The organism is Paraglaciecola chathamensis S18K6 (assembly GCA_000314955.1).
Taxonomy (GTDB): Bacteria; Pseudomonadota; Gammaproteobacteria; order Enterobacterales; family Alteromonadaceae; genus Paraglaciecola; species Paraglaciecola chathamensis.
Genome location: BAEM01000023.1, coordinates 1 through 11982 on the forward strand (window position 1 = coordinate 1; position 11982 = coordinate 11982).

The 11982-nt window shown below is 45.2% G+C and carries 10 protein-coding genes; 8 read left to right on the plus strand and 2 right to left on the minus strand.

Features of this window, described 5'->3' with window-relative positions; all coding sequences use genetic code 11:
* The first annotated feature begins 595 nt into the window (after positions 1–595).
* From GCHA_RS07625 to GCHA_RS07635, 3 genes are all read left to right on the plus strand, one after another.
* Positions 596–1237, plus strand: a complete 642-nt coding sequence (locus GCHA_RS07625; RefSeq protein WP_013754296.1) for a transglycosylase SLT domain-containing protein — start codon at positions 596–598, stop codon at positions 1235–1237.
* A gap of 81 nt (positions 1238–1318) precedes the next feature.
* Positions 1319–1675: an iron chaperone gene (locus tag GCHA_RS07630; protein WP_007986771.1), complete on the plus strand. Its 357-nt coding sequence runs from the start codon at positions 1319–1321 to the stop codon at positions 1673–1675.
* A 535-nt stretch (positions 1676–2210) separates the two neighbouring features.
* Positions 2211–3749, plus strand: coding sequence for an AMP-binding protein (locus GCHA_RS07635; RefSeq protein WP_007986773.1), 1539 nt, complete (start codon positions 2211–2213; stop codon positions 3747–3749).
* Here GCHA_RS07635 and GCHA_RS07640 read toward each other — a convergent pair.
* On the minus strand, positions 3746–4375 hold the full coding sequence (locus tag GCHA_RS07640) for a TetR/AcrR family transcriptional regulator (protein WP_007986774.1): 630 nt from the start codon (positions 4373–4375) through the stop codon (positions 3746–3748). The two genes, GCHA_RS07635 and GCHA_RS07640, sit on opposite strands and share 4 nt — an antisense overlap.
* A 135-nt stretch (positions 4376–4510) precedes the next feature.
* Here GCHA_RS07640 and GCHA_RS07645 point away from each other — a divergent pair, with 135 nt between their 5' ends.
* Both GCHA_RS07645 and GCHA_RS07650 read left to right on the plus strand, forming a co-directional pair.
* Positions 4511–5383 carry a crotonase/enoyl-CoA hydratase family protein gene (locus GCHA_RS07645; RefSeq protein ID WP_191867321.1) on the plus strand — a complete coding sequence of 291 codons (873 nt, stop codon included), beginning with the start codon at positions 4511–4513 and terminating at the stop codon, positions 5381–5383.
* A gap of 30 nt (positions 5384–5413) precedes the next feature.
* Positions 5414–7462, plus strand: a complete 2049-nt coding sequence (locus GCHA_RS07650) for an NADPH-dependent 2,4-dienoyl-CoA reductase (protein ID WP_007986779.1) — start codon at positions 5414–5416, stop codon at positions 7460–7462.
* A 138-nt stretch (positions 7463–7600) separates the two neighbouring features.
* On the opposite strand, the gene GCHA_RS07655 is transcribed toward GCHA_RS07650, so the two are convergent.
* Positions 7601–8512, minus strand: coding sequence for a LysR family transcriptional regulator (locus tag GCHA_RS07655; RefSeq protein ID WP_007986781.1), 912 nt, complete (start codon positions 8510–8512; stop codon positions 7601–7603).
* 148 nt (positions 8513–8660) lie between these two features.
* Between GCHA_RS07655 and GCHA_RS07660 the strand changes: the two genes are divergently transcribed.
* The 3 genes from GCHA_RS07660 (at position 8661) to GCHA_RS07670 (ending at position 11925) form a co-directional block, all read left to right on the plus strand.
* Positions 8661–9638: an aldo/keto reductase gene (locus GCHA_RS07660; RefSeq protein ID WP_007986783.1), complete on the plus strand. Its 978-nt coding sequence runs from the start codon at positions 8661–8663 to the stop codon at positions 9636–9638.
* A 77-nt stretch (positions 9639–9715) separates the two neighbouring features.
* Positions 9716–10141 carry a GlcG/HbpS family heme-binding protein gene (locus GCHA_RS07665; protein WP_007986785.1) on the plus strand — a complete coding sequence of 142 codons (426 nt, stop codon included), beginning with the start codon at positions 9716–9718 and terminating at the stop codon, positions 10139–10141.
* Positions 10138–11925, plus strand: a complete 1788-nt coding sequence (locus GCHA_RS07670; protein ID WP_007986787.1) for an alpha-amylase family glycosyl hydrolase — start codon at positions 10138–10140, stop codon at positions 11923–11925. Before GCHA_RS07665 ends, GCHA_RS07670 begins: the two co-directional genes overlap by 4 nt.
* Positions 11926–11982 lie beyond the last annotated feature (57 nt).

The window sequence follows — 11982 nt, forward strand, 5'->3', positions numbered from 1 at the left end:
AAAAAAAGCCCAGCTAAGAAGCTGGGCTAAATAGTTTAATCAGGAAACACACATAAACTAAAACACACGCTACTTATGACCGGTACATTCTTCATTTAGTTCAGATAAAAGTGCAAAAATTATAAATATTTGGTCAGTAGTACTAAAGTCGGCGTCTGCGGAGGGGATAAGGATGCGCTTTTATTTTTTGTTGTGAACATGGCAATCGGATTCAGAGGGTGTCGACAAGTGGTTAGCGCACAGCCTCTTGCGCTAACGACATAAAACATTTGGAACTGACAATATAGCGAAAACGCATTTCAAAAAACTTGAACAAAAAAAGCCCAACAAAATGTTGGGCTCAATAATCCTAATATCAATAATGCTAATAAGGAACACACATAATCTAAAACACACACGGCTTAAGAGTAGAGTGCTCTACTTTAGTTCAATGGGAACGCGATAAAGTGCGTATTCGTCGTACGTGTATAATAATCTTAGGGCAATTTTGTTTGCGGGCTTACCTTCATCGTGACGATCGGGTTAAGATTGCTCACCCGTGTTATACGTAGAAAATCGTAATAACATTTATTTTAACTTCTGACGAGAGTGACGTATGTCTCGCGATTTGTTAACTAATACAACTTGGCTTCGCAATTCCTTCCTGTGTGTGTCGCTCTTGTGGCTTTGTAGTTGCACTACCACACCGCCAAAAAATATAAGCAATATTTGTGAAATATTTCTGGAAAAGCGTGACTGGTTTGATGCGGGGGAAGACATGACCGATAAATGGGGTGTTCCTATTCATGTGCCTATGGCAATGATGTATCAAGAAAGCTCATTTCGAGCGGATGCATTGCCACCAAAAGACTATGTGTTTTTCGGCTTGATCCCCTGGGGGCGAGTGAGTAGTGCTTATGGTTATTCTCAAGCCAAAACACCCACGTGGGCCGATTACAAACGTGAAACAGGGAATGGTTGGGCGAGTAGAGAAGATTTTGAAGATGCTATGGACTTTATGGGATGGTTCATTAGTAAAACCCATAAAATAAACGGTGTTTCAAAGTGGGACGCTGAGTTGCAATATTTGAATTATCACGAGGGGTGGGGCGGTTATAAACGGAAGAGTTATCGCAAAAAACGTTGGCTTCAAAAAGTAGCGAAAACAGTCAAAGCTCGTTCATTACGTTATGCGACTCAACTCAAAGGTTGCCGTGAAGAATTAGAAAAAGGGTGGTTTATGCGCTTGTTTACGTAAACGCATTCTTAATTTTAGCGTTTTGGTAGCGAAAATAAATTTTTCTAAAAATGCAGGAAATCTATAACAGGGAGAATGAACATGCCAGAGTTGCCAAGCGAGATAGTTGACTATATTGATAGCGCGCCACCAGAACGGCGTGCTCGTTTGACGCAGTTGGTTGAATTGGTTCAGCAGTTATTTCCTCAAGCTGTTGTCTCTATGCGCTATAAAATGCCAACCTTTACCGCTGGAAATGGGTGGATTTCAGTGGCAAATCAAAAACATTATCTGTCTGTTTATACATGTCAGTTAGCGCATATCGCACCTTATAAAAAACGCTATCCAGAACAAAAAACGGGAAAGGGGTGTATTAACTTTGCCGACAAAGACCACATAGATCTCGCCGTTTTAACTGACGTGATCCTCAGTGCCATGGGCACTATGGATAAAGATTAGGATTCTGTCATTTAACGCATAACTGCCGATTACCCTTTAAGCTGCAATCAACTTGCTCTTCTATGCACCTTACGTTAGCGATAGGGGCGAACCAGAAGCCTTTAACATTTACCAACCTCTTAACTTACCCGACGGCCACGATATTCATTCTCGAAATAGAACGCCATTTATAAATCTGATACGCCTTGTGTACAGGCTTGAGGTATTCTCGAACCAGTCGCATGGTTGTTATACCATTCCACGTTAATAAGTGATGACTCAGCGAGAGTTTAAAAGGGCTTAAACAAGGCGCATGACTGAATGAATAGGTGTTCTCTTTCGAAGTCATGCAACGCAGTGTAAGCCCTTTTAAAACTCGCCTACAAGAAATGCCCCAGCGGCTTTTGCTCTGCGTTCTCACTATTTGAAAGGGAACAACCATTACTACATAGCGACGCCTTAATCAAAAACCGCTGGACGCATTCTGAGGCGGTCACTTATTAATGCGGATTGGTATTAAATAAACGTTAATGAAAAGCGTAATCAGGAGGCACATATGGCAGGGCATTTTTATTTAAGCGGTACTCAAGTGGATCGTAGTGATATGACCACGCGAGCTAAGAAAATAGCGCACTTACTCAGTGATAAAGGCGTTACTACCGGCGATGTTATTGCCATTTTGCTGCGCAACGATACTACCTTGTACGAAATCGTTGAGGCCTGTCGCTATGTTGGTGCGTATTATGTCACGCTCAACTGGCACGGAACCCAAGCCGAGCTGATGCCAATATTGACTGATAGTGGTGCGAAGGTGCTTATTGGTCATACGGATTTACTTGCTAAATTTACCCAGCCAATGCCACGTGAGCTATCTATTGTCAGTGTGAAAACCCCGCAGGCAGTGCTGTCTCGTTACACTCAAACCAAGACTACAAACAAAACTGAAGAAAGTGTTATACCAGCAGCCTTTGAGCATGAAAGCCTAGCCACGCTATTATCGACTACGCCGCCTATACAATCTGAGCCTCAGCGATTTCGGGGGATGTTTTCTTATACCTCAGGCAGCACTGGGCGGCCTAAAGGGATAAAACGTGAATACGATGAACAAAGGCCTGATCCTTACGTGGTGTTTGCTGGCCTTGCTAAGGCGCTAATGCAACTCGATAAAGGTGATCGGTTTTATAATGCCGCGCCGCTATACCACAGTGCGCCTCACGCTCTGACTTTGTGTTGCTTAGCGGCTGGTAATATTGAGGTATACCTAGAGCCTAAGTTTGAGCCAGAGCAGTTTTTGGCCGATGTGCAGAAATACCAAATTACCCACACATACATAGTACCGACCATGATGGTGCGTTTACTGAAATTGCCGCAAAACGTACGTGAACAATATGATGTTTCAAGTCTACGCTATGCACTCTCGACGGGGTCGGCTTGGCCAGTAGAAGTGAAAAAAGGCATGATCGATTGGTTTGGGCCGATTTTTTATGAATCCTATGGGGCCAGTGAGTTAGGGTTTATGACCTTAATCTCCTCACCAGAGGCGGCCAGCAAACCGGGCTCGGTCGGCAAGGCGATCCCTGGTGGTTCAATCATTATCCTGGATGACGATATGCAACCATTGCCCACCGGCGAAACGGGCTCAATCTATGTGAATCTACCCATGTTTGGGCCGTTTAAGTACACCAACACCCAAGGAACGCTCGATGGATTGCACCACCAAAATTACACGACTCTCGGTGATATGGGGTATTTAGATGACGAAGATTACCTGTATATCAATGATCGAAAAAAAGACATGATCATCTCTGGTGGGGCGAATATCTTTCCTGCAGAAATTGAAGCGCTACTCATACATATGCCGCAAATCGAGGATTGCGCGGTTTTTGGCGTTCCCCATGCTGAATTCGGTGAAATGATTGTTTTAGCTGTGCAATGCACGCCCGACAGCTATCTCGATATTGAACAAGTTCACGCCTTTCTAGATGGAAAACTCGGGCGTTTCAAATGGCCCAAAAAGCTGGACATACATAACCAGTTGCCCAGAGAAGACAGCGGTAAAATATTCAAACAACGCTTACGAGCCGCTTATGTTTAAGCTGGCTCGCGAATAAACAAGTTAACGGCACAGGTGCACATTTCTTCGATATGGCTGCGATCTGCGTATATTCCGTCGATGAGTAAGCGCGCGATCCCGTGCATAGTGCCCCAAGTGACTTGGGCCAATCTTAGGGTGTCTTCATCGGATGACATCAGGCCCTGCTCTTGCCACTTTTTGGTCATTTCCACTTGTCGTTGAAAACTCGGATAAGCGATATCACGCAGGGCCGTGGTTGCACTATTTTGTTTCCAAATGGTGCGGCCAAACATCAAGTCGTACATTTCGGGATTTTCAGCGGCATAGCCAATGTAGCTTTGAAAAAACTGATGATATTTATCCCGAGCACTAATGCCGGTTTGCGCCAATATTCGCTCTGCATTGCTGTGCCAATGGTCAAAGCCTTCTTGGGCAATGGCACACAGCAACTCATTTTTATCTTTGAAATGGTGATAGGGCGCCGTTCGCGACACGCCCACACGATCGGCCAATTTTCGCAACGACAGGCCTTCAATGCCGCCATCGCTGAGCATGGCTTTCGCCGCTTCAAGCAAGCTAGAACGAAGATCGCCGTGATGGTAACTGCCTTTACCAGAAACCGTTTTTTTAGATGATGTATTTTTCATAGTTGAGAATTTACCACATATCTTGACAGCGTCAAAATAAGACTTTATCTTGACGTTGTCTAGTTTAACTGGCTGATAGGCGTGAAATCGTTTTTCACGAGAAAACACGCTAATTAGCAACCTAAAATCCGTAAAATGGAGAATAACGTGTCTGATTTAGATTTTTCAAAGCTGGAAACCTTGAGTGTTAGCATTGACCAGCATATTGCTCATATCCAGCTATCACGCCCTGAAGCGTTAAATAGCATGATCCCTATCTTTTGGCATGAATTGCCAGCCACAGTGCGCAAAATCGATGAGCAATCCGCTGCTCGCGTTATCGTTATTTCGTCTCAAGGTAAACATTTCAGTGCTGGCATGGACTTGTCTGTTTTCACTCAAATGGGCCAAGATTTTGTTGGTGAACCTGGCCGTCGCGCTGAGCGCATGCGCCGCATGGTGCTTGAGTTACAAGACAGTTTTAATGCACTTGAATCAGTGCGTATGCCAGTGTTGGTCGCCATGCAGGGCGGGGTGATTGGTGGTGCCGTAGACATGGTTTGCGCAGCCGACAGTCGCTACTGCACCCAAGATACTTTTTTCACCATCAAAGAAACTGAAATCGGCATGACTGCTGATGTAGGTACGCTACAGCGATTGCCACATCTTATTCCTCAAGGGCTGGTACGTGAGCTTGCATATACCGGGCGCAATATGGGAGCTCAAGAAGCGAAAGAGTCTGGCTTAGTCAATCAAGTTTTTGACGACCAAGAAAGCTTACTGGCAGGTGTAATGAAAATTGCAGCACAAATTGCAGGTCATTCACCGCTGGCCGTGGCTGGGTGTAAGGAAATGATTAACTACACACGTGACCACACAGTAGCAGATGCCCTTAACTATATGGCCACGTGGCAAACCGGTATGTTTCAAATGCCTGATATTCAAGAAGCCATGGGGGCTGCCAAAGAGCGACGTAAACCCGTATACGAAGAGTTACATAAAAACATTAGTGGTATGCAGCGTAAATAAACGCTGGCACAGAACAAATAGGACCGAAAAATGACAACATCTACAGTAAATACAGCAGGCGCTAGTGTTTATCCAAATTTGCTTAAACCTTTAGATTTAGGCTTTACCAAATTGAAAAACCGCGTACTGATGGGCTCGATGCACACTGGGCTTGAAGAAGCACCGAATGGTCACGAGCGTATGGCAAAATTTTTTGCTGAACGTGCCAGAGGCGGGGTTGGCCTTATCGTAACAGGAGGCATTGGCCCGAACGATGAAGGTGCGACACATCAGCACACCAAACGCCTGAGCAATGATAAAGAAGTGGCGCAACATAAGATGATCACTGATGCGGTGCATAACGAGGGTGGCAAAATCTGTATGCAAATTTTGCATACAGGACGTTACGCCTACAACCCTAATTTGGTGGCACCTTCTGCGGTACAAGCGCCTATCAATCCATTTAAGCCCAAAGCCCTGGATGACGATGGCATTGAGAAACAAATAGAAGATTTCATTTTCACCTCTACGCAAGCGCAAAAAGCGGGTTACGATGGTGTGGAAATCATGGGCTCAGAAGGCTATTTCTTAAATCAATTTATCGCGGCGCGCACCAACCAGCGTGACGATCAGTGGGGCGGCAGTTACGAAAATCGTATTAAGTTGCCCTTAGAGGTTGTACGCCGGGTACGTGAAGCCGTAGGGGATAAGTTCATTATTATTTATCGTCTGTCTATGCTGGACTTGGTAGAAGGCGGTTCTACTTATGAGGAAGTCGTTGAGCTAGGTAAACTTATTGAAAAAGCCGGAGCTACCATTATCAATACCGGCATCGGCTGGCATGAAGCGCGTATTCCTACCATAGCGACTAAGGTACCCCGAGCGGCGTTTACTTGGGTTACGGCGAAGTTTCGCGAGTCGTTGTCGATTCCGGTTATCACCTCGAATCGAATTAACACCCCAGAGGTGGCAGAGCAAGTTCTTGCGCGCGGCGATGCAGATATGGTCTCTATGGCACGTCCATTCTTGGCTGACCCTGATTTTGTGCTCAAAGCCATTGAGAACCGTTCTGATGAAATCAACACCTGTATAGGCTGCAACCAAGCCTGTTTGGATCACGTATTCGAGGGCAAGATGACCAGTTGTTTGGTTAACCCAAGAGCCTGTCATGAAACTGAACTGAGTATTTTGCCAACACAAACACCTAAAAATATTGCTGTTATCGGTGGTGGCCCTGCCGGTCTTGCTGCTGCGAAAACGGCTGCTGAGCGGGGGCACAAGGTGACGTTGTTTGATTCTGCAGACGAACTTGGCGGGCAGTTTAATATTGCTAAGCAAGTGCCGGGTAAAGAAGAGTTTTACGAGACAATCCGTTACTTCAAGCGCCAACTTGAATTACACAAGGTGACCGTCAAGCTTAATACGCGTGTGACGGCCAGCGACTTAAATGACAGTGACTTTGATGACGTGATAGTCGCCACAGGTATTGAGCCTCGTACTCCACCGATTGAAGGCATCGATCATGCTAAAGTGATGACTTACATTGAGGTTATAAAAGAGCATAAACCAGTGGGTAAAAAGGTCGCTGTAATTGGTGCTGGTGGTATCGGCTTTGATGTATCGGAGTTTCTATCACATTCTGGTGAATCAACCAGTTTGAATATTCCTGCCTTTATGAAAGAGTGGGGCATCGACATGACCTTTTCTTCTCGGGGCGGTATTGAAGGGGTTAAACCACAACCTGCACCTTCTCCACGAGAAATATTCTTGCTACAACGTAAAACAACCAAAGTTGGGGCCGGTTTAGGTAAAACCACTGGTTGGGCTCATCGCGTTGGGTTACTCAGTAAAGGGGTAAGTATGATTGCCGGCTGTGAGTACCTCAAAATTGACGACCAAGGTATTCATATTAAGGTCAATGACGAAGTGCAGGTTCTGGATGTAGACAATGTCATTATTTGCGCAGGGCAAGAGCCACTACGAGAACTGGTCGAGGGCTTAACGAAACCTCATCATTTGATTGGTGGGGCCGATGTGGCTGTTGAGCTTGACGCGAAACGCGCTATCGATCAAGGAACACGCTTAGCAGCAGCCCTCTAAGTCAATATAAGACGCCATAGGCGAATACCACACCCCATTTACCTTGTATCGGTAATGGGGTGTTTTACATTTAGTGAGCGCTCTTTTTCAACCGCTACTCATTTTCAACCGCTACTCATTTTCAGCGAGCGCCCGGTTTTATAACACGCAGTGCCCAGGGTTAGCATTCCTTGACATCGCATCAAAATAGTCTTTGGTAAAAGCGATAAACGCTTTCAGTCTGGCCGATTGCTGGATCAGCTGAGGGTGAATAAGATGAATAGCAAAATCGTTTTGTAAGTAGTCAGTCAACAAGGGGACAAGTAACCCCTGCTGAATTTCTTTATCTACCAAATATTCTGGCACTAGAATGATGCCATTTCCTGCAAGCGCATGTTTTTTTAAAATGAGGTTGTCGGTCACAGCAATAGGGCCATCTACTGGTATATTTTGCCCACTAAATTGCCACTGGGCCTTCATATTTTGACGTAAACAGGCATGGTTACGCAAATCCGACAGCTGATTTGGTGTGCCGTTTTTGGCTAGGTAATCAGGGCTGGCACAACACATGTGACGATAATCGAATAACTTTTTGGCTACCATGTTTTGTGGCGGCGTTTGCGTTGCCCTAAAGGCCAAATCAAAGTCATTATGGTTTAAGTCGTGGGTGGTGTAGCTGCAATCTAGGCTAATGCGTATTGCTGGGTAATCAGCTTGAAATGCGCTGCATAAGTCGAGTAGATAGCGCTGGGCGAACTGGCTTGGTGCTGTTAAGCGTAATATACCTTCTAAGGTATCGTTGTCATGGCGTACTTCCCGTTCTAACTCTAGCAGGGAGCGTTTTATGTGGTTCATTCCTGCGAGTAGTTGGGTTCCTTCTTCGGTCAGTGACACATTGCGCGTGGAGCGAATGAATAAATGCTTACCCATATCTTGTTCGAGCTTGCGGATTTGTTCCGACAAATACCCTCGGGAGATTGATAGTACCTGCGCCGCACGGGTGAAGCTGAGCTGCTTTGCCACTTCACTGAATAATATTAAGCGTTCAAATTTTTTGTGTTCACGGCTCATAACACTTGTTCAGGCTGAAAAACAATAAAGTATTTTAGCCTTGCATTGTTCGCTATATCAAACAATGTTTTCAGTAACTTGCTCTTTTGCTTTGCGGTTAAGTCACTACACTGTGTTCATCTATCAGATTGCTATAAACAGGCTCGTTATGACTTATTCTTCGCTACCTCTTGCTAACTATTTACCGAACGTTAGTTCACTTGCATATGGCTGTATGGGGCTCGGGGGAGATTGGAGTGACGCGCCCATTACTCAGGCGCACATTGAGCAGGCCAACGACTGCGTGAATACCGCACTAGAATCAGGAATAAACTTTTTTGACCATGCGGATATTTATACTCATGGCAAAGCGGAGCAAGTGTTCGGGAAGGTGCTAAGCGAGCGTCCAGAGTTGCGAAAACAGATTTATATTCAATCAAAATGCGGTATTCGGTTTGCGGATGATAAAGGCCCGAAGCGCTATGACCTATCAAGTGAGTGGATAAAAGCGTCAGTAGAAGGCAGTTTACAAAGGCTAAATACGGATTATTTAGATGTTTTGATGCTCCACCGACCAGATCCATTGATGCAACCTGAAGACATCGCGAGTGCTTTTACAGCACTAAAACGCGAAGGAAAGGTACACCATTTTGCCGTGTCGAATATGCAGCATCACCAAATTAGCTTTTTGCAAAAAGCATTAGATGAGCCACTAGTGGCCAATCAAATTGAAGCCAGTTTACTCCAGCAACACTGGATTGACGAAGGTGTATACGCAGGCAACACAGATGGACGTGATATTAATTTTACCGCGGGTACATTGGAATATTGCCGACAAGAAAAAATCCAACTGCAAAGCTGGGGCAGCTTAGCGCAAGGCTTGTACTCAGGGCGAGATGTTAGTGACCAGCCAGAAGCCGTTCAGCGTACAAGTCAATTGGTAGCGAAGCTCGCCTCACTATACCAAACGAGCCCTGAGGCCATTGTGCTGGCGTGGTTGTTACGTCACCCTGCGCAGCTGCAACCGGTTATCGGCACCACAGATTGCGCTCGTATCGCCGCGTCTTGCCAAGCAATGAATATCCAACTCAATCGCGAGCATTGGTATGCCTTGTATGAAAGTGCGAAAGGCCACGAGTTACCTTAATCGATTTGGGCTTACTCATTATCATATGGCATTGGATAGCAGCAATTAACAGCGAATAAAAACCAACGGGATCTTCAATGGATTTAGATACGGCAACAAACATGATGCAAGCAGCCATAACAGCGGCGCGTGCGAACAATCAACACATTGCTATTTGTGTCACCGATAGTCACGGTGAGCTGTTGTGTTTCAGTCGAATGGATGATGCAAGCTTGCAAGCTGGTGTCTTGGCGCAAACCAAAGCGTACACTGCTGCACGTGAGAGACAAACAACTCGCCAACTGGCCAGCTGGGCGCAAGAAACCCATAAAGACATGGGCTATTGGAACGACGGCAAATTTACCGGGATCGCGGGTGGTGTGCCGGTATTTATGGATGCACGGTGTGTGGGGGCAATCGGTGTCAGCGGTTTGAGCGAAATGGAAGATGAAGCCTTGGGAATAGCGGCAATCGCAGAATGTGGTTTAGCTACAAAGGGTAAGATGCAGGAGACCGCAGCATGATATTGCTTAGAGCATTATTACTTATTTCTCTTAGTGGCGTAATTTTAGGTTGTGATACAGCTCAAAATCAGGAAAAGCAACACACGGTACAAAGCACCAGCACCAGCACTGTCACGGACGCTGATGCAGCGAATAACACACTACCAAACGATAACTATTTATTGCGTGATGTTCGCGACGACGTTTTTTATTTCGTGATGCCGGATAGGTTTAATAACGCCGACCTGAGCAATGATCGTGGTGATAAAAACGGTGGTATATCTGCCGGCGGCTTCGATGCAACATCAAACCGAGGCTTTCACGGTGGTGATATGAAGGGTATCGAGCAGAAACTTGAATATCTGCAAGATATGGGGATCACTGCCATTTGGATGACACCAATATTGCGCAATAAAGCGGTTCAACGTGATGGCGTTGCACATCATGGTTATTGGATCGTAGATTTCACAGAAATTGACCCGCATTTTGGCTCAAACGATGACCTTAAAAGCTTAATAGCAGCAGCGCACAAAAAAGGCATTAAAGTCTTTTTCGATATCATTACCAATCACACCGCAGACGTGGTGAAGTATGAAGAGTGTCATCATGCTAATGGGGATTTCAAGGGGGATAACCACTGCGTATATAAGTCTATAGAGCAACAAGCTAAGGGAGACGATTATACCCCTTTTGTAACGCTTAACGAGCAAACGGTAAAAGTACCCGCTTGGTTGAATGATCCTCAGTATTACCATAACCAAGGAGATACCACATTCGAGGGTGAGAGCTCTCTTAACGGTGATTTCAATGGTCTCGATGATTTAGATACAGAAAACCCTAAAGTATTGCAGGGCATGATTGAAATCTACAAAAATTTGATCAAAGAATTTAAACCTGACGGTTTTAGAATTGATACAGTGCGCCACGTTCGTTTGCCATTTTGGCAAACTTTTAGCCCATCGATAATGACTTATGCACAGGAGCAGGGCATACCTAATTTTCATATTTTCGGTGAAGTCTATGACCCAGACCCAGCACAACTAAGCCGCTTTACTACCGAAGGTAAATTGCCATCAGTGTTGGACTTCGGCTTTCAGCAAGCTGCGGCAGATGTCTTCTATCGCAAACAAAGTCCTCTGGCTATCAAAGCCTTATTTGCTCAAGACGATTTATATACAGATGAAGATAGTCAGGCCGATTTGCTGATGACTTTTTTGGGTAATCACGATATGGGCCGCACAGGTTATTTCATTGAACAAGGGGTACCAAATGCTAGCAACGCGGAAAAACTGAATCGCAGTATTTTGTCTCACGCGTTTATGTACTTATCTCGCGGTATTCCGGTTGTGTATTACGGTGACGAACAAGGTTTTACCGGTGACGGTAACGACGTAAACGCTAGACAGGATATGTTTGCGTCTCTGGTGGTCAGTGATAACGACAATCCATTACTAGGCAGTAACGCGAGTACTGCAGACGATAATTTTGACAGTACTCATCCCATCTATTTGGCGTTGAAGGAATTAGCGCAATTACGACATGATCATCACGCTTTGCGCAGGGGCCAGTACAAAAGCCGTTACTTTAATGAGGATTCGATGATGTTTGCGTTTGCGCGAACTTTGCCTCAAGGCAAAGAGTATTTGGCGGTGTTTAATGCCGGAACTGAAGCCGCCAGCATGACGTTACCAGCGCAATCAAAAGATTATGAAGGGCTTGTTGAAGCGACTGAGTTTAACCTTAGCGATGAGCAGATAACAGTAACGGTACCGGCACTGAGTTTTGCTTTGTATCAAGCCAAATAAACAAAATTTATTTTATTTTCGTGAGAAAAAGCCGCAGATGTTACGACCATAGATGCA

Coding starts and splice junctions, on each gene's coding strand:
- GCHA_RS07625 (WP_013754296.1), top strand. CDS start 596: ATGTCTCGCGATTTGTTAACTAATACAACTTGGCTTCGCAATTCCTTC.
- GCHA_RS07630 (WP_007986771.1), top strand. CDS start 1,319: ATGCCAGAGTTGCCAAGCGAGATAGTTGACTATATTGATAGCGCGCCA.
- GCHA_RS07635 (WP_007986773.1), top strand. CDS start 2,211: ATGGCAGGGCATTTTTATTTAAGCGGTACTCAAGTGGATCGTAGTGAT.
- GCHA_RS07640 (WP_007986774.1), bottom strand. CDS start 4,375: ATGAAAAATACATCATCTAAAAAAACGGTTTCTGGTAAAGGCAGTTAC.
- GCHA_RS07645 (WP_191867321.1), top strand. CDS start 4,511: ATGGAGAATAACGTGTCTGATTTAGATTTTTCAAAGCTGGAAACCTTG.
- GCHA_RS07650 (WP_007986779.1), top strand. CDS start 5,414: ATGACAACATCTACAGTAAATACAGCAGGCGCTAGTGTTTATCCAAAT.
- GCHA_RS07655 (WP_007986781.1), bottom strand. CDS start 8,512: ATGAGCCGTGAACACAAAAAATTTGAACGCTTAATATTATTCAGTGAA.
- GCHA_RS07660 (WP_007986783.1), top strand. CDS start 8,661: ATGACTTATTCTTCGCTACCTCTTGCTAACTATTTACCGAACGTTAGT.
- GCHA_RS07665 (WP_007986785.1), top strand. CDS start 9,716: ATGGATTTAGATACGGCAACAAACATGATGCAAGCAGCCATAACAGCG.
- GCHA_RS07670 (WP_007986787.1), top strand. CDS start 10,138: ATGATATTGCTTAGAGCATTATTACTTATTTCTCTTAGTGGCGTAATT.